The organism is Planococcus sp. MB-3u-03 (genome assembly GCF_002833405.1).
In the GTDB taxonomy this organism is placed as follows: Bacteria; Bacillota; Bacilli; order Bacillales_A; family Planococcaceae; genus Planococcus.
This window is the reverse complement of record NZ_CP025135.1, coordinates 2,867,506-2,885,364: the sequence shown is the minus strand read 5'-3', so window position 1 is coordinate 2,885,364 and position 17,859 is coordinate 2,867,506. Positions and strand designations below refer to the sequence as shown.

At 49.6% G+C, this 17,859-nt stretch carries 19 protein-coding genes and 1 pseudogene; 13 read left to right on the top strand and 7 right to left on the bottom strand.

The genetic code is table 11. The annotated features are described in order from the left end of the window. Nucleotides 1–202 precede the first annotated feature (202 nt). The 3 genes and pseudogenes from CW734_RS15695 to CW734_RS15685 all read left to right on the top strand — a co-directional run bounded on the left by CW734_RS15695 (nucleotide 203) and on the right by CW734_RS15685 (nucleotide 4,005). Nucleotides 203–1,727: pseudogene (locus CW734_RS15695) on the top strand (phytoene desaturase family protein). After that, the gene (locus tag CW734_RS15690; RefSeq protein WP_101191677.1) at nucleotides 1,724–3,175 is read left to right on the top strand and encodes a phytoene desaturase family protein; all 1,452 of its coding nucleotides are present in this window, start codon (nucleotides 1,724–1,726) and stop codon (nucleotides 3,173–3,175) included. The pseudogene CW734_RS15695 and the gene CW734_RS15690 overlap by 4 nt, the downstream one beginning before the upstream one ends. Next, complete coding sequence (locus CW734_RS15685) at nucleotides 3,175–4,005, top strand: phytoene/squalene synthase family protein (protein WP_101192224.1); 831 nt, start codon at nucleotides 3,175–3,177, stop codon at nucleotides 4,003–4,005. Before CW734_RS15690 ends, CW734_RS15685 begins: the two co-directional genes overlap by 1 nt. A 59-nt stretch (nucleotides 4,006–4,064) precedes the next feature. On the opposite strand, the gene CW734_RS15680 is transcribed toward CW734_RS15685, so the two are convergent. From CW734_RS15680 to CW734_RS15665, 4 genes are read right to left on the bottom strand one after another with little or no spacing between them, the layout of a single operon-like run. Continuing rightward, nucleotides 4,065–5,549: a phytoene desaturase family protein gene (locus tag CW734_RS15680; protein ID WP_101192223.1), complete on the bottom strand. Its 1,485-nt coding sequence runs from the start codon at nucleotides 5,547–5,549 to the stop codon at nucleotides 4,065–4,067. Continuing rightward, nucleotides 5,546–6,649 (bottom strand): glycosyltransferase family 2 protein, encoded by a 1,104-nt coding sequence (locus CW734_RS15675; protein WP_101191675.1) that lies wholly within the window; start codon nucleotides 6,647–6,649, stop codon nucleotides 5,546–5,548. The genes CW734_RS15680 and CW734_RS15675 overlap by 4 nt, the downstream gene beginning before the upstream one ends. Further along, nucleotides 6,646–7,323: a lysophospholipid acyltransferase family protein gene (locus tag CW734_RS15670; protein ID WP_101191673.1), complete on the bottom strand. Its 678-nt coding sequence runs from the start codon at nucleotides 7,321–7,323 to the stop codon at nucleotides 6,646–6,648. Before CW734_RS15670 ends, CW734_RS15675 begins: the two co-directional genes overlap by 4 nt. Continuing rightward, a complete protein-coding gene (locus tag CW734_RS15665; protein WP_232787095.1) occupies nucleotides 7,320–8,072 on the bottom strand; it encodes a carotenoid biosynthesis protein in 753 nt (250 codons plus the stop codon). Before CW734_RS15665 ends, CW734_RS15670 begins: the two co-directional genes overlap by 4 nt. A 268-nt stretch (nucleotides 8,073–8,340) precedes the next feature. On the opposite strand from CW734_RS15665, the gene CW734_RS15660 reads away from it, so the two are divergent. The 4 genes from CW734_RS15660 (at nucleotide 8,341) to CW734_RS15645 (ending at nucleotide 11,524) form a co-directional block, all read left to right on the top strand. Further along, nucleotides 8,341–9,180 (top strand): MurR/RpiR family transcriptional regulator, encoded by an 840-nt coding sequence (locus CW734_RS15660; protein ID WP_101191671.1) that lies wholly within the window; start codon nucleotides 8,341–8,343, stop codon nucleotides 9,178–9,180. A 73-nt stretch (nucleotides 9,181–9,253) separates the two neighbouring features. Further along, nucleotides 9,254–10,093 (top strand): transporter substrate-binding domain-containing protein, encoded by an 840-nt coding sequence (locus CW734_RS15655; protein ID WP_101191669.1) that lies wholly within the window; start codon nucleotides 9,254–9,256, stop codon nucleotides 10,091–10,093. Between the two features lie 27 nt (nucleotides 10,094–10,120). Beyond that, nucleotides 10,121–10,789 carry an amino acid ABC transporter permease gene (locus CW734_RS15650; RefSeq protein ID WP_058382714.1) on the top strand — a complete coding sequence of 223 codons (669 nt, stop codon included), beginning with the start codon at nucleotides 10,121–10,123 and terminating at the stop codon, nucleotides 10,787–10,789. A 12-nt stretch (nucleotides 10,790–10,801) separates the two neighbouring features. After that, nucleotides 10,802–11,524, top strand: coding sequence for an amino acid ABC transporter ATP-binding protein (locus tag CW734_RS15645; RefSeq protein WP_101191667.1), 723 nt, complete (start codon nucleotides 10,802–10,804; stop codon nucleotides 11,522–11,524). 81 nt (nucleotides 11,525–11,605) lie between these two features. On the opposite strand, the gene CW734_RS15640 is transcribed toward CW734_RS15645, so the two are convergent. Beyond that, nucleotides 11,606–12,376, bottom strand: a complete 771-nt coding sequence (locus CW734_RS15640; protein ID WP_101191665.1) for a SurA N-terminal domain-containing protein — start codon at nucleotides 12,374–12,376, stop codon at nucleotides 11,606–11,608. A gap of 194 nt (nucleotides 12,377–12,570) precedes the next feature. Between CW734_RS15640 and CW734_RS15635 the strand changes: the two genes are divergently transcribed. Both CW734_RS15635 and CW734_RS15630 read left to right on the top strand, forming a co-directional pair. Further along, nucleotides 12,571–12,996 (top strand): CBS domain-containing protein, encoded by a 426-nt coding sequence (locus tag CW734_RS15635; RefSeq protein WP_101191663.1) that lies wholly within the window; start codon nucleotides 12,571–12,573, stop codon nucleotides 12,994–12,996. Between the two features lie 24 nt (nucleotides 12,997–13,020). After that, on the top strand, nucleotides 13,021–13,320 hold the full coding sequence (locus tag CW734_RS15630; protein ID WP_101191661.1) for an AraC family ligand binding domain-containing protein: 300 nt from the start codon (nucleotides 13,021–13,023) through the stop codon (nucleotides 13,318–13,320). A gap of 32 nt (nucleotides 13,321–13,352) precedes the next feature. Here CW734_RS15630 and CW734_RS15625 read toward each other — a convergent pair whose 3' ends face one another. Together CW734_RS15625 and rluF are read right to left on the bottom strand one after the other, a co-directional pair. Continuing rightward, entirely contained in the window at nucleotides 13,353–14,069 is a 717-nt protein-coding gene (locus CW734_RS15625; protein ID WP_101191659.1) for a DUF6904 family protein, read from the bottom strand. Between the two features lie 11 nt (nucleotides 14,070–14,080). After that, complete coding sequence (gene rluF / locus CW734_RS15620; RefSeq protein ID WP_101191657.1) at nucleotides 14,081–14,788, bottom strand: 23S rRNA pseudouridine(2604) synthase RluF; 708 nt, start codon at nucleotides 14,786–14,788, stop codon at nucleotides 14,081–14,083. Between the two features lie 209 nt (nucleotides 14,789–14,997). Between rluF and adh the strand changes: the two genes are divergently transcribed. From adh to CW734_RS15600, 4 genes are all read left to right on the top strand, one after another. Further along, on the top strand, nucleotides 14,998–16,518 hold the full coding sequence (gene adh, locus CW734_RS15615; RefSeq protein ID WP_101191655.1) for an aldehyde dehydrogenase: 1,521 nt from the start codon (nucleotides 14,998–15,000) through the stop codon (nucleotides 16,516–16,518). A gap of 19 nt (nucleotides 16,519–16,537) precedes the next feature. Further along, nucleotides 16,538–16,897 carry a DUF779 domain-containing protein gene (locus CW734_RS15610; RefSeq protein WP_101191653.1) on the top strand — a complete coding sequence of 120 codons (360 nt, stop codon included), beginning with the start codon at nucleotides 16,538–16,540 and terminating at the stop codon, nucleotides 16,895–16,897. Between the two features lie 181 nt (nucleotides 16,898–17,078). Next, nucleotides 17,079–17,267, top strand: coding sequence for a hypothetical protein (locus tag CW734_RS15605; RefSeq protein ID WP_058382723.1), 189 nt, complete (start codon nucleotides 17,079–17,081; stop codon nucleotides 17,265–17,267). Next, nucleotides 17,260–17,847, top strand: coding sequence for a Fic/DOC family protein (locus tag CW734_RS15600; protein WP_101191651.1), 588 nt, complete (start codon nucleotides 17,260–17,262; stop codon nucleotides 17,845–17,847). The genes CW734_RS15605 and CW734_RS15600 overlap by 8 nt, the downstream gene beginning before the upstream one ends. Nucleotides 17,848–17,859: the final 12 nt, after the last annotated feature.

The following is a 17,859-nucleotide window of genomic DNA, read 5'->3' as shown; positions in this document are numbered from 1 at the left end:
CCGCAAGCAAACCCTCGCTAACTTCAAATACGTCGGATCCAAGAAGCGATTCCCCTGAAAGTACCGACAAAATTCACTGCATTCCATGAATTAAAAAACAAGCACCATAAGAGGTTAAATAATTAGTCTTTTAGGGAAGAGATGTATATACTGTTTGTATAGGTATTGTATAACTTTTACAAGCGAAACGGGGGCTTACGCAATGGCAAAACGGATGATTATTATAGGAGCGGGGCCAGGTGGCTTAGCAGCGGGAATGCTGTTGGCGAGCAAAGGATACCAAGTAGACATTTATGAAAAAAATGACCGAATCGGTGGACGCAATGCTGCATTGACAATAGGTGATTTCACTTTTGACATAGGGCCGACGTTTTTGAGCATGCTTCATCTGGTGGAGGAATTATTCGAAACGACTGGGCGCAATGTCCATGATTATATGGAAGCGGTCGAACTGGACCCGATGTACGAACTGCGTTTTGAAGACCAGAACTTGGTGATGACGCGAGATCCTGAAGCAATGCGCAAGCAAATCGATGACAACTTCAAAGGCGACGGAGATGGCTACGCGCGTTTCATGAAAGACACCGGCAAAAAGCTCGAAGCGCTGTCTCCGCTTTTGCAGACAAAAATGGACCGCATGACGGACCTCATGCAGCCGAAAGTGATCAAAGCAATTCCAGAATTGGAAGCAGGCAAGACGCTTTACGATGTCTTGTCCCGTTACTTTAAAGACGAGCGCCTAAAGATGGCGTTTGCGTTTCAATCCAAATACCTCGGTATGTCGCCTTGGGAATGCCCTGGGGCGTTCACGATCCTATCCTATATGGAGCATGCGTATGGTATTTATCATCCAATTGGCGGCGTCAATCAATTGTCCGCAGCGATGGCGAAGGCAGTCAAAGAAATGGGCGGCCGCATCCATCTAAATAAAGGCGTCCAGAAATTATGGATAGAAGGGCGTACGGTGAAAGGTGTCGATCTTTATGACGGCAGCCGTGAAGCAGCGGATGAAGTAATCATCAATGGCGACTTTGCACACGTAATGACCCATCTGGTAGAGCCGGGTATCCTGAAGAAATACACTCCCAAAAAGCTCGACAAGAAAAAATATTCATGTTCTACATTTATGCTGTATTTAGGGCTCGACAAGAAATACGATTTGTCCCATCACACAATCGTTTTTCGAAAGACTATAAGAAGAACGTCGAGGAAATGACAAAATCCCGCATCTTGTCAGCAGACCCGTCAATCTATGTTCAAAATGCCAGCGTCACGGATCCGACCTTGGCTCCGGAAGGCAAGTCGGCACTTTATATTTTGGCACCGGTGCCGAATAATTTCAGCGATATCGGCTGGGAAAACGAACAAGAAGCATTCCGCGATTTGGTGCTGGATATCATTGAAGAAAAACCGAGTTCAAGAATTTGCGCGACCACATCGAAGTCGAGAAGATGCTGACGCCGTTCGGCTGGGAATCAGATTACTCCGTTTACCGCGGTGCTACATTCAATTTGGGGCATCAATTATCACAAATGATGGTATTCCGCCCGCATAATAAATTCGAAGAGCTCGATAAGTGCTGGCTGGTCGGAGGCGGAACGCATCCCGGCAGCGGCTTGCCGACCATCTTGGAATCCGCCCGTATTACGGCGAACGGCATCTTGAAAGAAGACGGCAAATCTGGAATTCCGATTGGCCCGCTTCCGAAAGTGGAGGGATACGCATGAAAATAGCCATAATTGGAGGCGGGGTCGGAGGCTTGATGGGCGCGCTTTATTTAACAAAGCTCGGCTATGAAGTCACTATCTATGAAAAAGAACATAAACTTGGTGGCAGAATGGCGTTTGTGGAACGGGATGGTTTCCGAATCGATGAAGGCCCGACCATCGTCTTGCTGCCGGAAATGTTCCGCGATTTATTCGCCCAAGCAGGAATCGACCCTCACAGCATCGAATTATTATTATGCGACCCGCTTTACACAATCCGTTTTACAGATGGAAAAGTGTATACGAAATATCCAGGGCGTGAGCGGCAATTGCAAGAAGTAGAAGAGCAGTTCCCGGAAGATAAAGATGGATTTATCCGCTTTATGGATGAGGGGCAGAAGCGCTTCGACATCGGCAAGCCTGCTTTTCTCGAACATGATTTTGTCCGCAAAGCGGATTTTTGGACTTTCCGCAACATCCGCAATTTGATGAAGCTAAAGCCGCAGCAATCTGTCCACCAATTAATGGAGAATTACTTCAGGGACGAACGATTGCAATTGGCATATTCCCTTCAGGCGCTTTATATCGGTGGGGACCCTTACCGCGCGCCGGCCATGTATTCACTTGTACCGTTCAGTGAGCATCAGCACGGAGTGTATTATGTGAAGGGCGGCTATGCGAGCATCATTCCTGTTATGGAGCGGGAGCTGCGCAGCCGCGGCGCTGAGATTCGTTTGAACACAGCTGTTAAACGCGTCGTGAAAAAATACGGTCGTGCCACAGCAATCGAAACAACAGCCGGCATAGAGCCATATGATGCGATTGTCTATAATGGGGATTTCCCCGGAATCAACCAAGTGGCGCCGATGAAGAAACAGAAAGAATACACGCCTTCTTCCGGCTGTGTGCTGTTGTATTTTGGATTGGACAAAGTGTATGAAGATGTAAATGTCCACCAGTTCTTCATTGGTGATGATTATAAAGAACATATGGAAGATGTGTTTGTCAGAGGGCAAAAAACGGAAAATCCGGCATTCTACACATTTCATCCGTCGGTCATTGACGATTCTCTTGCCCCTGAAGGCAAATCGGTGCTCTATGTGCTTGTACCGGTTCCTTCTGATACAGAAATCGACTGGAAAAATGATGAAGAGTGGATCGGGCGTATTTTGGACCGGATGGAGACATTGTCGTTTCCTGGGATCCGGGAATCGATTGAATGGATGGATGTGCGCACGCCGAAAGATGCGGAAGCGTTCGGCTTGTTTAAGGGAGGCAGCTTCGGAATCGGCCCGACATTACGTCAATCCGGCGTTTTCCGCCCTCAGATCAAACCGGACAATACGGAAAATTTGTATGCAGTCGGAGCTTCTGTCCATCCGGGCGGCGGCATCCCGATCGTTATGCAAGGAGCGAAATTGCTGGCCGACAGAATCCACAGCGATTTGAAAGAAAGGGGCGGTTCATGATGGAATTGAAACAAGCCTATAGCTATTGCGAACGCATTATCACCGATAATTCAAAGAGCTTTTATAAAGCATTTTCCTTATTGCCGAAAGAAAAGCGCAAAGCCGTATGGGCAGTATACGCCTTCTGCCGGAAAGTCGACGATATCGTCGATGAAGGCAGCCATCCAGAACCTGAGCTAAAAGCATTCCGGAAAGACTTTGATGAATTTCTAGCCGGTTCGATTCAATGGGACGACCCGATGTGGCTGGCGCTTGAAGATGTTTTTGAAAGTTACGATATGGATGCCAGCGCATTTTACGGATTGATTAAAGGGCAGGAAATGGATTTGACGATCAACCGCTACAGAACGCTTGATGAGCTATTGGATTATAGCTATCACGTGGCGAGTACGGTCGGCCTGATGCTGTTGCCGATACTTGCACCTGGGCGCACGGCTCTGTTAAAAGATGGCGCGATTTCGTTAGGCTACGCCATGCAAATCACCAATATCCTGCGAGATATCGGAGAAGACTTGTCTATGGACCGCATCTATTTGCCTCAGGACATTATGCGGAAATACGGCCTCGCCGAGGAAGCACTTGGAAGCGGAACGGTATCGGAATCATTCATCCAAGTGTGGGAAGAACTCGCCAGCATCGCGGAGTTCCATTACGAGCGGGCCTTTGAAACGATCAACGATTATCCCCTATCTTCTCGTGTGCCAGTCAAAGGCGCCGCGCTTGTCTATCGGGAAATCCTTTCGACCATCCGCGCGAAAGAGTATACGGTGTTTCACGAAAAGCATTACGTAACGGATGATTCCAAGCAATCCATCCTGCAATGTTTATAACAAGCGAAAAAGCTGTATCCATCTGTCAATTGTGGCGGATGGATACAGCTTTTTTCATTTTAGGATGAATAATGTTCGATCAAGCGCCGCGCTACATTCAAACCGCTCAAAGTAACCATCGGAGAGCCGCCTCCAGGGTGAACGCTTCCACCGACAAAGAACAGTCCCTTAATGTCGCGGCTTGCATTCGATGGCCGCAAAAAGGCGTCTTTCGGGCGATTGGAAGACGGCCCGTATAAAGCGCCGCGATGAGACCCGAATGTATCGTGGATGAATTCAGGCGTGAAGATCCGTTCTTGTCGCAGGTGGTCGCGTATTTCTATTCCGTAATGTTCCAATAAGTCGTAAATCCGCTCTTTGTATTGTTGGGGATCAATTTGCAAATCGCCTTGCGCTGTCAGGGCAGGAGCGTTGACGAGAATGAACAGATTGTCCCCGGCAGGCGAGACGGACGGGTCTGAATGGGATGAGTTGCTGATGTAGATGGTCGGCTCGCCGCTGTATTGCTTATCGCTAAACAACTCATGGAACTCACGCGGATAGTCGGCTGAAAAGAAGACGTTATGATGCTTCAGTTCATGCAAGCGAGTGTCGAGCCCCGCCGTGATGACAAAAGCCGAAATCGACGGCTCAAATCGGTCGCGCTTCGCATCCTTAAAAGACGGACGCTCTGTTTCATGGACCAACTCTGGAAATGCCGATAATAAATCTCCATTCAAGATGACCGCATCGGCGGCAATCTGTTCGCCGTCTGCGAGTTCTACACCACATGCTTGACCTTGTTCCGTCAAGATGCTGGCGACGGCCGTTTCAGGGTACATCTCAACGCCGCATTCCGCTGCAACTTGTGCAAAACCTTGTGCAATCGACACGTTTCCGCCTTTTGCGTAAAAGACGCCTTGAGACAGTTCGAGGTGGGCGATCATTGCGAAGGTGGCAGGGGCTTTATAAGGCGATGAGCCGATATAAGTAGCGTAGCGCCCGACTGCCTGAAGCAAACCTTTGTGTTTGAAATAGCGGCTGAAAAAATGGTCCATCGATTCAAGCGGTCGCACTTTCAGCATGGCCACCCCGAGTGATGGGGACAAATAATCTCGGTAAGACTGGAAGCTCAGCGGAAAGAAATACTGTTCGGATGACTGATACAAACGGGCGACTTCGGCTAAGAACGCATCGTATTTGCTAGCTGCAAAAGAATCCAGCGTTTCGAGCTGGCGGATCATGTGTGCGCGGTCTGCGGTAAAGTCGATGTGGCTGCCGTCCGCAAAATGGTTGCGCGTATGGACAGCGAGTTTTTCGAGCTGAAAATATTGATCTGGGTCTCGTCCCGTCTGCTCGATGACCTCGCGAAAGATATGCGGCATCGTGATCGTGTTGGGGCCGAAATCGAAATGGTAGCTGCCAAGCTCGACTGGCATTAACTTGCCGCCGAAATGGCTGTTCTTTTCAAATAGACTGACGCGTATGCCCGCGTTCGCGAGCGTGATCGCAGCAGCCAAGCCGCCGAGCCCGCCGCCGACGATGGCGATATGTGGTCTGTTCATGAATAATGCCTGCCTTTCCATGTATAAGACTCATTTTTTAAGGATTTTTTCATGGCCGTGAGCATGACCGCGAGCATCGCTGCCGCTTGGAGGGGAATGAGAAATGCCAAGTACCAGCGCTGATTGGTTACCATGTCGACATACCAGCGCTGCAAAACGGTCAGTGCGTATGGCAGGAGCCAGATCCAGTTGGCCGTCACAAGGCCGGCTGTTGCGAGAAGCAGCGGGAAGATGTAAAAGACGCTGTAAAACAAGGTCAAAAGGATGGCGATCAGCGGCGAACGCCCGATGCCGGTGTAGCTGTTCTTTAAAAACCCTTCCCATACTTCGGCTGGCGTTTCGTACATCCGGCATTTAACCGAAGCGGTGATATTGGCGAGCAGCACTCTATGGCCAGCTTGCTTCAGAGTACGCGCAATATGTACATCCTCGACGAGTGAAGTGCGCACGGCTTCGTGCCCGCCAATCGACTCGTAGGCTTGTCGTTCAAAAGCCATCCACATGCCGTTTGCCGCGGTGGCTGCCGGGAATTTCGCGTAATTCGCCAGCGCCAATGGCAAGTGGAATAGAATGACGAAATGAAGCATCGGCACGAGTAATTTACTCAAGAACACAGGCACTTCAAAAGCAGGGAATCCGGACAACAGGGCAGCGTGCCGTTTTTCCATCAAGCCGATTGTCTGACGCACCGCCTGCTTGCGGAAGCGGACATCGGCATCGACGAAGAATAAGTAGTCGCCGGAAGCGTGTTTCTGCAGCTGGTGGCAGGCGTGGACTTTGCCGATCCATTCGGCAGGCAGTTCGACGCCTTGCAGGACAGTGAAGCGCTTGTCGCCCGCGATTTCCCGGTCGAGTGCCGCTTGGGTGCCGTCTGTCGACTGGTCATTCAATAGGATGAATTCGGCCTTTTCCCAGTCGGTCTCTTTTAATGAACGGATAATCGTCGGCACGTTGCGTTCTTCGTTGCGCATCGGCACGAGAATGGACACGAGCGGCTCAGCTTTGACTAAAGGCTGTTTGGGCAACGCTGGGAGGAATAGGCGGTTGAAGACAATCCACAAGAAAAAGGCGATATGGATGACGATCAAAGCCGTGATCATGATGTACGCCTCCTTTTCAGCATCTCCTGGAATTTCTCGTAATTCTCTTCGAGCACTTCCTGTTTCAACTGGTCAAGCGCTGCGGTTTCCCGCTCCTGTAGCCATACGGTCCTGTCGTGCCTCGAGCCTGCGGGAATGTCATCAAGTGTCAGGCTGTCACCTTGGTCGATCCACACTTCAGGATGTTTTTCCCGGCGCATTGAATAATAAAAGCGTACCGGAACAAGCGGAATCTCGGGGCATTTCTCCATCAAGTAAAGGACGCCTGTATGAAATTCCAGCGGGCGTGTCTCCAAATGATATTCATCGCCTTGCGGAAACAGGATGACCGTTTTGCCTTGTTTCAATAAGTTCTCGGCATAGCGCAGCGAGGCCAAAATATCTTTCGGATTGCTGCGGTCGATTGAAAAGGCGCCGAGCCGGCGGAAAAAAGGAAATTCCTTCAGTCCGCGTTCGTGCATCATGATATGGACATCCAAGTTCCAGACGCGCCGGTTCAGGAAAAAGAACAACAGCCCGTCCCACCAAGAGCTGTGGTTTGAAATGATCAGTGCCGGCCCTTTAGGCGGGCGGATGCTGCGGCCGTAAAGATGTGAAAAAGACCGCTGGATCGACGGCATCAAATAGAGAGCGAATGCGCGTTCAAAGAGCGCTGATTTTTTGGCCTGTATCATTGCGGCCGCCTCTTCCATGCCAGGGCGACGATCGCTGCCGTCAGAACGGAAGTCAATGCAGCAGCCAGCCATAATCCGCCGATCAACCCGAGCAGCACGAACAAGGCGATCATCAGCACATACAACAGAGCCATGCGCTTTTCTGCCTGTCCCGCTGTTACTTCGAGCTTCTGATTTTTGAAGGCGGCATCGAGTATCAGGTGAAGGACGAATGCCACGATAAACCAGCCAGTGAAATTGGTCCACGGGATATCATAGTAGAAACCTGTGTCTTCCCATAGCCAATAGCCTTTCACTTTATAGGCGACCGGATCGATGATCAAGTCGATGATGACCGCCGCAATGCCTCCAGTGGCTGCGTAAAGGATGCCGCCGCCCGGCACGATCCAGCGTGCGATGACGTGGCTTGTCGCCATGACCATGAGCCAGGCGAACCCGATCGCGATCGGGACGCCGAAGACATTCGGGGCGAAGCGGTCGGTATAGTCATAAGACCCGAACAAGAAGCCGCTGTCAGCGCCAGCCCATTCGACGATGAACGTCGAGAAAAAAATGAGTACGCCGATCGATCCGCCGATTGCAGGGCCGAAGCGCCGCCATAAATAAAGGAAGCCGAGTGTTCCCGCAAGGATCAGGAAGAAGGCGTTGGCCCATTCTAGCCAGGGCGGCAATAAATCAAAACTCAGCAAGATAACGCCGCAGATATACCAAAAAATGAATAACTTGAAAATCCGATCTTCCCATTTCACGAGCAGCACCTCATCTAAATTAGTTATACAAATAGTGTACAACAATAGCTGGAAAAGGCGAAAGAAAAGGGCGGAGCGCTTAATGAATAGGATAGTGAAATTTTTTTGCTTTGTGTGTTTTTGCTGCAAAGACTGGTTTAACGGTATATTTATGAGGAAAATGTCATAAACGCTAGCAGAATTTTCAGTAAAATATTGCAGGGAATCCTGCAAAAGTATATACTATGTTACAAGCAACTACGCGTGTTCTTGCGATGGGGGAATGAATATGCAGGATTTACTGCGAAATGTGTCAGCTTCATATAAAGATTTCAGTTCTGGTCAAAAAAAGATAGCAGACCTCTTTTTCCGCGAACCGATATTCATTGCTTTTTCATCCGCATTGGAAGTAGGGAGGCGCGTACAGGTCAGTGAATCGACCGTCATCAGATGGACGCAGAAGCTCGGTTACAGGGGTTATACAGAGTTTCAGCATACGCTCCAGCGCAAACTGGCGGAGGAACGGCTGGACAATGCGCAGCAGGAACAGCCTGCTGCTGCGGACCAGTCGTTTCTTGAAAACTTGCTCGATGCAGACATCACCAGCATCCTGAAGCTCAAGCAAACGATCAATGAAGAAAATTTATTGCAAGTGGTCGACCGCATCAGCAAGTCTAAACAGCGCTACGTCACAGGCAATTTCTTCGATTTCGGCTTAGCCGAATGGTTCGGGGGCTGGCTTGGTAATGCGCTTGGAAATTCAGCGATGATGCAGCCTGGCACTGCCGCTTATTACGGGCAGATGGCAGAGCTCGGGCCGCACGATACGATTATCGCGTTCGCGTTCCCGCGCTATACGCGCACCTTGATGGAAACTTTGGAGCAAGCGAAGCGCAAAGGAGCGGAAGTGATCGTCTTGACTGACAGGGAAGACTCACCAGCCGCGAAGAGCGCCGATATCGTGCTCACGGTTTCTGTCAATGCGAACTTGAATATCGATTCCTATACGGCGGTCCATGCGTTATTGACTTCTGTGATGCGCTTTGTCTATGTCAAAGAACATGCAAAAGTGAAAGAAAAACTCGCACAGCTCGAAGCGGCTTACAGTGACCAGGACATCTTCATATGACATAACCCATTGCAGGCACGTCCCGAATCGCTTCGGCGTTTTGGTCAAACATACACGAAAAGGGGAGAGCAAGATGAATAAAAAATTTACAACAGCAGGCGTAATTTTAACAGCAGGCATGCTTCTGGCAGCCTGTGGATCGGATGACTCAACCACCGGCTCGGAAGGATCAAGCGAAGGAGCGGCAGGCAGCGATTTGAACCTTCTTGAAGAAGGGCAATTTACAACTGCTTCCAGTGGACTATACAAACCGTTCAGTTTTGAAGAAGGCGGCGAACTTAAAGGGTTTGACATTGATATCGGCAATGCCATTGCAGAAGAAATGGGACTGGAACCAAGTCCAGTGACTACGCCATTTGAAACAATTATCCAGGGGTTAAATTCAAACCGCTTTGACGCTATTATCGGTTCGATGTCTAAAACTGCAGAGCGCGCAGAACAGGTGAGTTTCTCTGACCCTTACTATTATTCAGGCGGCGCTATTTTCGTGCGTGAAGGAACGACCGATATCCAGTCTGTTGATGATCTGGCAGATAAGAAAATTGGAGTGGTCGGCCAGACTACATATGACACGGTAGCTCAGGAGCACACCGACGATATCCAGTACTATTCCAGTGACGTAGTAGCTTTGCAGGATTTGGAAATTGAAGGCCGCCTGGACGCTGTCATTACGGCAGACGTAGTTGGCTTTGAAGCTCAGAATGAGGGCTTGGCTGTTGAAATGGTGGGAGATCCGCTATGGGTAGAGCAACCTTCCATCGCTGTTCGTAAAGACGATGAGGAACTACTTGCTGCAGTTAATGAAGCCTTGGATACAATCATTGAGAACGGTACCTACGATGAAATCTCACAAAAATGGTTCGGCCGCAATCTCCTCGATATTGACCTTGAAGGCGTAGAAGTTCTTGAATAATGACTTGAAGTAAAGAGGGGGATGTGTATGCCAGAATTACTTGTCACGGTTTATGATGTTTTTATTCGAACGTATCCAGGCTTCCTGGAAGCTACACTCGTCACCTTGCAATTGACGGCTGTTGGTGTCATTCTTGGGACGCTGATTGGCTTAGTGTTTGCGCTGATGAAGATTTCCGGTTCTAAAATTTTACAAGCAATTGCCAATATCTACATTACAATCATTCGCGGTACGCCTTTGATTGTTCAAATTATGTTTTTGTATTTTGGAATTGTTGAATTTTACACGATGTCGAACTTCTGGGCAGGGGCAATTGCGCTTGGTGTTCACAATGGCGCCTACATCGCAGAGATTTTCCGCGGGGCGATTCAAGGAGTGGACCCAGGCCAGCGCGAAGCGAGTATGTCGCTCGGGATGAACCGCAAGCAGACGATGCAGCGGATTGTATTCCCGCAGGCACTGCGCCGATCCATCCCGCCGCTTGGCAACCAGTTTATTATCACACTGAAAGATTCTTCACTTGTCTATATTATTGGTGTTGCAGAAATCTTTTCACTCGGCAATCGGGAAGCTGCGCAGTCCTATCAGCCATTCGAATCATTTCTTGTCGTCGGGGTTTATTACCTCGTGCTCGTCATGATTTTCACGCTGCTCTTGCGCCTGTATGAAAACCGGCTTGATGTGGACAAAACCTAAGGAGGAGCAGTTATGATTATTGGAGAGAATATACACAAATCCTTTGGTGATCTCGAGGTGTTGAAGGGCGTGGATCTCCACGTCCAGCCCCAAGAGGTGGTTGTTCTGGTCGGGGTCAGCGGATCCGGCAAAAGTACGCTGCTCAGATGCTTTAACTTCCTGGAGATGATCAACGAAGGATCCATCACGATCGACGGCAAGAAAGTCGATCCGAAAAAAGATAATTTGACGAAGATTCGCGCCGAAGTGGGCATGGTCTTCCAGCATTTCAATCTTTTCCCGCATAAGACAGTGCTCGAGAATGTCATCGAAGCGCCCATTACGGTCAAGAAGATGAACAAGGAAAAAGCTAAAAAACTCGGCCTTGCGCTATTGGAGAAAGTCGGCTTGAGCGATAAGGCGGATGTCTACCCGAGCAAATTATCGGGCGGGCAGAAGCAGCGTGTCGCGATCGCCCGTTCACTTGCGATGGAACCGAAAGTGATGCTCTTCGATGAGCCTACCTCGGCGCTCGATCCGGAACTTGTCGGGGAAGTGCTTCAGGTTATGAAGCAGCTCGCTGAAGAAGGCATGACGATGGTCGTCGTGACCCACGAGATGAAATTCGCCAAAGAAGTGGCGGACCGCATCATCATGATCGATCAAGGGACCATCATCGAATCCGCGGACCCGCAGAATTTCTTCGGAAATCCGCAGCATGAACGGACACGTCAATTTATCCAATTGGTTGAGTGAGGATCTAAAGGGCCCGTAATCCCTTTAGCGTTTACTGCCAATAAAAAAACCAGATCCGGAGCCGGATCTGGTTTTTTTGTATTAAAGGTTGATGGTGACGTCTGCTTTTTCACGAAGTTCCGCTACAAGTGTTTGGGTAGCTTCGTTTTCTTTTTGCATTTTGACCTGTTCTTCAAGTTCTGGTTTCAGTTCATCAAAAGCAGGGAGTTCTTCTTCGCTGCCCATTTGTTCTTGCTGGGCTTTGACTTGCTCATAGGCTGCTTCCACTTCTTCGTTGCTAGGGTCGGTATCTCCAGCGGATTCAGCGATCAGCTGGTCCACTTTCACTTGTGTTTCGATTTGGGACATGACTTCATCTTCTGCCATGCCTTGCTCGTTCAAGGCTGACAGGAATTCATCTTTCGACTCGAGGCCATTTTGTTTTGCTAGCTGGTCCAATGTCTCGTCCACTTCTTCGTCGGACGCAGTCAGTTCTTGATTTTCAGCTTCCTGAACGAGCAATTTCTGGCCGACCATGCTTTCCGCCAATTGAGTTTTCAATTGATTCTGGTCGATTTCCTGGCCGGACATTTGTGCTTGCATGGCTGCTTGCTGGAATTGCCCTGTATAGGCTGTTTCAAATTCCTCTTTGCTGACTTCTTCGCCGTTTACTTGTGCTACGACTTCAGGAATGCCTTCCAAATCAGGTTCTGGCATTTCCGGTTGCTCGGCACTTTCCTCGCCGCTAGGGGCTTGTTCTTCAGTTTCAGGTTGCGCGTTTTCGTTTTCTGCGGATTCATCGGTACCTCCGCATGCAGACAATACGATGAGTGATGTACCAAGGGATAGGCCTAAAAACCATTTTTTAATCATTGTCATTCTCCTTCCAACGCATAATGTCCGGTAGTGTAACATAGCCCGGAATTCGATGGAAAGCGATAACCCTCAAGAGCTTGAGGGGATGTAAATTAATAAGACAGAAATACCTATTCTTTTTACTAATGACGTTTTCAGCCTTCAAAAGAGGATAAAGACTATTAATAGAGAGAATTCGAGGAGGAGACGGCATGAAAATAGCGGAAATAATGACAACTGATGTAGAGACTTGCCCGCCAACTGTAACAATTCAAGATATTGCCGCCAAGATGCGTGAAATTAATGTCGGATCGATTCCGATTTGTGAAGAAGGAAGAATTGTCGGCATCGTCACGGACCGTGATATCGTCCTGAGGGGCATTGCGGAAGAACTGGGGACGGATGCGCCCATTTCAGAAATATTTTCAGAAACTTTGATCACGGGAACAGAAGAAATGCTTGTTGAAGAGGCAGCTTCTTTAATGGCGAGGCACCAAATCCGCCGGTTGCCGATTGTGCGCCAAGAACAAGTCATCGGCATCGTCTCGCTCGGCGATATCGCTGTAAGGGGCAAGACGCCGCGTGAAGCGGAAACTGCACTTGAAAAAGTTTCGGAACCAGCCAAGCCACGGCGTTGAGCGTAAGAGAATAGGAGGCGCGAAATGGAGAGGAAAGAAACCCCGAATGTATTGGAAGAGAAAGCGAAGAAAAGCGCAGCTGTTCTGCAGACGGCCAATGCTAAAGTCATGAACATCCAATTGCGTAAAGGCGAAGCCATCCCGGAGCATCATGCGGACGCAGAAGTAGTGATCGTGGTACGGAAAGGGCGTGTGCAGTTCACGTCGGAAGGCGAAACGGTCGAAGCGACGCCGGAAAACGTCCTGCACATGGCCCCGATGGAAAATCACCAGCTATTGGCAGCGGAAGACAGCGACTTGCTGGTATTTCAAATTAAAGCGTAAAAAACCTCTCGAGCATGAGCTCGAGAGGTTTTTTACCATTCCACTTGTTCAGGATATTTTGCCTGGATCCCGATTTCGTGAATCGGCTGTTTTCCGGGAGTTGCCGCACTGATGACTTGTTTGCGGAATGCTTGGTACTCGGAATCCTGGAGCGTGAGTTTCATGGCGATGGCCGATAAGCTTTTTTCGCGCTGCTGCCTGGTCATGCCGATGTATTTCAAGTTCAACAGGTCGACATATTGAATGGCGTAATCGTTAACCGAAGGCGATTTGCGGAACGCTTCCAAGATCGCTGCGTATTCTTCATTCGGCACATGGCCTTGCAGGCATTCGAGAACAAGTGCCTGGAATTTTGCAATCACCGGCGCGTAGGCATCAGCCAGCAAGTCGCCGCGCTTGTCCCCGTAAAGCCGGACGAAATCACGGAGTGCATAAGCTGCATACAAAAGCTCTGGCCATAGCACTTCCACCGAGAAATAAATATTCTTGTCGGGTGCGATAAAGCCGTGTTGTTTTTTCGTATGCTCATGCAAGCCATTGAAGACGAAGTCGACGTTGCGGTCGCCTTGAGCGGCGTGGCGGATTTCAGAGGAAACGCCGAGTATCCGCAAGCGCGATCCTTCATAGCCATGGTATTCGCCTTCTTTGCCGATGACTTTGTAGATGGCTTGGTTCAGTTCATCCAAATCGAAATAATCTCCGCTGATCTTGACGCCGGTATGGTTCTGCGTCGTTTTCATGCTTAGCATAAAATGCCTCCTTAGCGTTTCGGTTGATAATCAAGCTGGCGGAACAGTTCCTGTTTTTCTTCTTCTGTCAGGTCGCGCCATTCGCCGGCTTTTAAATTGCCGAGGCGGATGTTCATGATGCGGATGCGCTGCAGGCGTTTCACTTCGTAGCCGAGCGCTGAACACATGCGGCGGATCTGCCGGTTGAGTCCTTGCTGCAAGGTCAATTTGAATACGTGCTTGGCGATCCGCTCAGCTTTCGCGGGAAGTGTCATGGTGTCGAGGATCTCGACGCCGCTCTCCATATTCTCCAAGAATTCATCGGTGATTGGTTTATCGACCGTCACGATGTATTCTTTTTCATGTTCGTGCTCGGCCCGCAGGATTTCATTGACGATATCGCCGTCATTGGTCATGAGGATGAGTCCTTCTGAATCCTTATCGAGCCGCCCGACATGGAAGATGCGTTCAGGATGGTTGATGAAATCGACGATATTGCCTTCGATATGGCGTTCGGTCGTGCTGGTGATGCCGACCGGTTTATTGAGCGCCAGGTAAACGTAAGCACGCTTCGGCTGCTGGATGACTTTGCCGTCGACCCGTACTTCGTCTTCGTGCTCGACTTTGCTGCCGAGCTCCGCTTTTTGGCCGTTGATCTCGACGCGGCCGGCTTCGATGAATTTATCCGCCCCGCGTCGGGACGTGATGCCTGTTTCGCTGAGGAATTTATTGATTCGCATAAAAAAATCCTTTCGGTTGTATATTTCCACTGTCTGGTCCCATTATACTCCAGATGACCCTTATAAGAAAAAAATTTGTAGGCTAACAGTTGCAATTTTCCGATTTATTTGACAATATATAGAGGCGAGCCCTGAAATAAATGGTGCGCCAAGTGAAATTTGAAAGCGTATACATAACGGGGCTAAACCAAGCAAAGGGGAGATGTAGAATGGTATATGCAGTTCCAAACACAGAGGGTGCAAAAGTAAACTTTAAAGAGCAATATGATAATTATATAAACGGTGGATGGCAAGCGCCGAAAAACGGTCAGTATTTTGAAAACTTATCGCCTGTAAACGGCAAAGTGTTCACGAAAGTAGCGCGTTCAAGCGCAGAAGACGTCGAGTCGGCGCTGGATGCTGCGCACGCTGCGAGAGAAGCATGGGGGAAAACGTCCACAACAGAACGCGGCAATATCCTTTTGAAGATCGCTGACCGCATGGAAGAGAACCTGGAGATGCTGGCGGTCGCTGAAACTTGGGATAACGGGAAAGCGGTCCGTGAAACCTTGAACGCTGATATGCCGCTCGCTATCGATCACTTCCGTTATTTTGCCGGCGCGATTCGCGCCCAGGAAGGCGGCATCAGCCAAATCGACAACGACACGGTCGCTTATCACTTCCATGAGCCTCTTGGCGTGGTCGGCCAGATCATTCCCTGGAACTTCCCGCTTCTCATGGCTGTATGGAAATTGGCCCCTGCGCTTGCAGCAGGAAACTGCGTCGTCTTGAAGCCAGCTGAACAAACACCGGTCAGCATACTTGTATGGGCTGAATTGGTCGGCGATTTGCTTCCGCCGGGCGTCCTTAATATCGTCAACGGATTCGGGATTGAAACAGGCAAGCCGCTTGCATCGAGCCCGCGCATCAGCAAAATCGCCTTCACCGGGGAAACGACGACTGGTCGTATGATCATGCAGTATGCGTCGCAAAACCTCATTCCGGTGACGCTCGAACTGGGCGGGAAATCACCGAACATCTTCTTCAAGGATGTCATGGACCAGGACGATGCATTCCTTGATAAAGCGGTGGAAGGATTCGTCATGTTCGCCTTGAACCAAGGCGAGGTATGTACATGCCCATCCCGTGCCTTGATCCAGGAAGACATTTATGAGGAATTCATGAAGCGCGCCATCAAGCGCGTAGAAGAAATCAAGACCGGCAACCCGCTGGATCCGGCTACGATGATGGGAGCACAGGCATCCACTGAGCAATTGGAGAAAATCCAATCCTATCTCGAAATCGGCAAGCAGGAAGGCGCAGAAGTACTGGCAGGCGGAGAACGCAACCGACTGGAAGGTGATCTTTCAGAAGGCTTCTATATCCAGCCGACAGTCTTCAAAGGCGACAACAAAATGCGTATTTTCCAGGAAGAGATTTTCGGGCCGGTACTGGCGGTCGCTACATTCAAGACAAAAGAAGAGGCAATGGAAATCGCCAACGATACGCTTTACGGCTTAGGTGCGGGCATCTGGACGCGTGACACGAATACGGCTTACCGTTTCGGTCGCGGCATCCAGGCTGGCCGTGTATGGACAAACTGTTACCACCAGTATCCTGCACACGCAGCGTTCGGCGGCTACAAAATGTCCGGGTTTGGGCGTGAGAACCATTTGATGATGCTCAGCCATTACCAGAACACGAAGAACATGCTCGTCAGCTACAGCGAAGACAAGCTTGGATTCTTCTGATCAGAAAGAAGGGCTAGCCATGACAGAACGGGTAATCGCCACAGACGCCGCCTTGGAACTGATCAATGCCTTGAAGGAAAAACATGGACCGTTGATGTTTCATCAGTCGGGAGGCTGCTGCGACGGCAGTTCTCCGATGTGCTATCCGAAAGGTGATTTGATGGTCGGCGACCAGGACGTATTGATGGGTGCTATCGGCGACAGCGAGTTTTATATGCATAAGAGCCAGTTTGAGTATTGGAGCCATACGCAATTGATCATCGATGCCGTGCCTGGGCGCGGCGGGATGTTTTCGCTTGAAGGCGCAGAAGGCAAACGATTTTTGACCCGCTCGCGTGTCTTCACGGCAGAAGAAACCGAAGAACTGCAAAATCAATGATAAGAAAAATTCCCGGATGCTCAGCATCTGGGAATTTCTTTGTGTAAACACTGGAAAGCAGTGGGAATCAAAGAAGCAAAAAGGCGTTCGCAGAGCCATTTTAAGCATTTTTGAAGAGGGGGAATCGTGGAAAAACAAGCATCAAAATGGTATAATAACAGAATGAAAGGTGGTCATCCATGTGACGAATTTAGCTAACCGGGTATCCCATGAACAAGCAAATCACGCGATTTCCTGCGCCGCACACTCTCTCGTAACGGAAGGGTTTGATGTGACCCATGAAGACCGGAATTTTGTCCGCTCTGTCCTGACCGGAGAACGGACGGAAGCTCAATTCCACCAGGCCATCAAAGCACGCTTCGATGTCTAAATACCAGCACACGTCCATGTATTGCTACCCTGGAACTGATGTGTTGGTGAATGCATTCGATATCCGGGACGAAGACAAGTTGAAGGAATTGGAAACGGTCTACGCGCTTTACCGCTTGTCGGAACTGCAATTAAAAAAGCTGAAAGACCCAACTGATCTCGAGGTGTTCCTCGATATCCACCGCTGCCTGCTGCAGGACGTCTATCCGTTTGCCGGGAAGCTGCGTGAGGAAATGACATCCAAAGGAAGTTCGACATTCGCCCACCCTAAACACCTGGCTGGCCAGTTAAAGCAGCTTTTCGATGAATTGGCTGAAGAGGCTTATTTAAAGGGTTTAAGCAAAGACGTTTTTATTCAACGCCTCGCACATTATTTGGCGGAATTGAATGCGCTCCATCCTTTCCGTGAAGGCAATGGCAGGGCGGTCCGTGAATTTGCCCGCCAACTCGCATTGAATGCAGGCTATCGGCTGGATTGGGCGAAGATCGAAGAACCTGCTCATATCATCAATGCATTTGTGGACTCTTTCAATAAAGACAATGAGCGTCTGGAAGCTTTGCTGGAAGAAATCATCAGTTGAATGTGCCAACCG

What these genes read in the sequence shown, in the direction of transcription:
- CW734_RS15690 (WP_101191677.1), top strand. Translation starts at nt 1,724, where the DNA reads ATGAAAATAGCCATAATTGGAGGCGGGGTCGGAGGCTTGATGGGCGCG.
- CW734_RS15685 (WP_101192224.1), top strand. Translation starts at nt 3,175, where the DNA reads ATGGAATTGAAACAAGCCTATAGCTATTGCGAACGCATTATCACCGAT.
- CW734_RS15680 (WP_101192223.1), bottom strand. Translation starts at nt 5,549, where the DNA reads ATGAACAGACCACATATCGCCATCGTCGGCGGCGGGCTCGGCGGCTTG.
- CW734_RS15675 (WP_101191675.1), bottom strand. Translation starts at nt 6,649, where the DNA reads ATGATCACGGCTTTGATCGTCATCCATATCGCCTTTTTCTTGTGGATT.
- CW734_RS15670 (WP_101191673.1), bottom strand. Translation starts at nt 7,323, where the DNA reads ATGATACAGGCCAAAAAATCAGCGCTCTTTGAACGCGCATTCGCTCTC.
- CW734_RS15660 (WP_101191671.1), top strand. Translation starts at nt 8,341, where the DNA reads ATGCAGGATTTACTGCGAAATGTGTCAGCTTCATATAAAGATTTCAGT.
- CW734_RS15655 (WP_101191669.1), top strand. Translation starts at nt 9,254, where the DNA reads ATGAATAAAAAATTTACAACAGCAGGCGTAATTTTAACAGCAGGCATG.
- CW734_RS15650 (WP_058382714.1), top strand. Translation starts at nt 10,121, where the DNA reads ATGCCAGAATTACTTGTCACGGTTTATGATGTTTTTATTCGAACGTAT.
- CW734_RS15645 (WP_101191667.1), top strand. Translation starts at nt 10,802, where the DNA reads ATGATTATTGGAGAGAATATACACAAATCCTTTGGTGATCTCGAGGTG.
- CW734_RS15640 (WP_101191665.1), bottom strand. Translation starts at nt 12,376, where the DNA reads ATGATTAAAAAATGGTTTTTAGGCCTATCCCTTGGTACATCACTCATC.
- CW734_RS15635 (WP_101191663.1), top strand. Translation starts at nt 12,571, where the DNA reads ATGAAAATAGCGGAAATAATGACAACTGATGTAGAGACTTGCCCGCCA.
- CW734_RS15630 (WP_101191661.1), top strand. Translation starts at nt 13,021, where the DNA reads ATGGAGAGGAAAGAAACCCCGAATGTATTGGAAGAGAAAGCGAAGAAA.
- CW734_RS15625 (WP_101191659.1), bottom strand. Translation starts at nt 14,069, where the DNA reads ATGCTAAGCATGAAAACGACGCAGAACCATACCGGCGTCAAGATCAGC.
- rluF (WP_101191657.1), bottom strand. Translation starts at nt 14,788, where the DNA reads ATGCGAATCAATAAATTCCTCAGCGAAACAGGCATCACGTCCCGACGC.
- adh (WP_101191655.1), top strand. Translation starts at nt 14,998, where the DNA reads ATGGTATATGCAGTTCCAAACACAGAGGGTGCAAAAGTAAACTTTAAA.
- CW734_RS15610 (WP_101191653.1), top strand. Translation starts at nt 16,538, where the DNA reads ATGACAGAACGGGTAATCGCCACAGACGCCGCCTTGGAACTGATCAAT.
- CW734_RS15600 (WP_101191651.1), top strand. Translation starts at nt 17,260, where the DNA reads ATGTCTAAATACCAGCACACGTCCATGTATTGCTACCCTGGAACTGAT.